Origin of the sequence: Pantoea sp. T14, from assembly GCF_036663535.1 — a bacterium.
Classification (GTDB): Bacteria; Pseudomonadota; Gammaproteobacteria; order Enterobacterales; family Enterobacteriaceae; genus Pantoea; species Pantoea phytostimulans.
Map to the genome: position 1 here is coordinate 1 of NZ_JAWUEB010000021.1, position 1,164 is coordinate 1,164.

2 tRNA genes and 2 rRNA genes are annotated in these 1,164 nt (G+C 52.5%); all 4 read right to left on the bottom strand.

Annotated elements, in window-relative coordinates:
- Window positions 1-619, bottom strand: a 23S ribosomal RNA gene (locus SC127_RS09510); the annotation flags it as partial.
- Window positions 620-827: 208 nt separating this feature from the next.
- Window positions 828-903 (bottom strand) — tRNA-Ala (locus SC127_RS09515).
- A gap of 47 nt (window positions 904-950) precedes the next feature.
- Window positions 951-1,027, bottom strand: a tRNA-Ile gene (locus SC127_RS09520).
- A gap of 73 nt (window positions 1,028-1,100) precedes the next feature.
- Window positions 1,101-1,164: ribosomal RNA gene (locus SC127_RS09525) — 16S ribosomal RNA — on the bottom strand; the annotation flags it as partial.

The following is a 1,164-nucleotide window of genomic DNA, read 5'->3' on the forward strand; positions in this document are numbered from 1 at the left end:
TCCCCTATACGGTTAACCTTGCTACAGAATATAAGTCGCTGACCCATTATACAAAAGGTACGCAGTCACCCCATAAAGAGGCTCCCACTGCTTGTACGTACACGGTTTCAGGTTCTGTTTCACTCCCCTCGCCGGGGTTCTTTTCGCCTTTCCCTCACGGTACTGGTTCACTATCGGTCAGTCAGGAGTATTTAGCCTTGGAGGATGGTCCCCCCATATTCAGACAGGATACCACGTGTCCCGCCTTACTCATCGAGCTCACAGCTTATGCACTTTTGTGTACGGGACTATCACCCTGTACCGTCGGACTTTCCAGACCGTTCCACTAATGCACAAGCTGATTCAGGCTCTGGGCTGCTCCCCGTTCGCTCGCCGCTACTGGGGGAATCTCGGTTGATTTCTTTTCCTCTGGGTACTTAGATGTTTCAGTTCCCCAGGTTCGCCTCGCAACACTATGTATTCATGTTGCGATGATGCACTGAGTGCACCGGGTTTCCCCATTCGGACATCGACGGCTGTAGCGGTTCATATCACCTTACCGTCGCTTTACGCAGATTAGCACGTCCTTCATCGCCTCTGACTGCCAGGGCATCCACCGTGTACGCTTAGTCGCTTAACCTCACAACCCACAGGCGTTTTGCAACGCTGCGTGCTGTAAGCATTTGAGAGACTCGAACGCGTCGCCTGTGCACCCCTTATTACGGAGGGATGCGGCGCGCGTCGTTTCAATTTTCAGCTTGTTCCGGATTGTTAAAGAGCAGTAAAACTTCGCAATGCACTCGAAAATGCATTCTGAAGTTTTGTTTGGGTATCAACGGGGGAGTTGATGGTGGAGCTAAGCGGGATCGAACCGCTGACCTCCTGCGTGCAAGGCAGGCGCTCTCCCAGCTGAGCTATAGCCCCAAAAGTCTGGTAAAACCCGTCGACCAGTGATCCTGACGAACAGGATTTGGTAGGCCTGAGTGGACTTGAACCACCGACCTCACCCTTATCAGGGGTGCGCTCTAACCACCTGAGCTACAAGCCTGCCGGGGTTTTACTGCTTCTTTACTTTTCTATCAGACAATCTGTGTGAGCACTTCGCGGGAGGTATCTTCAGGTAAGGAGGTGATCCAACCGCAGGTTCCCCTACGGTTACCTTGTTACGACTTCACCCCAGTCATG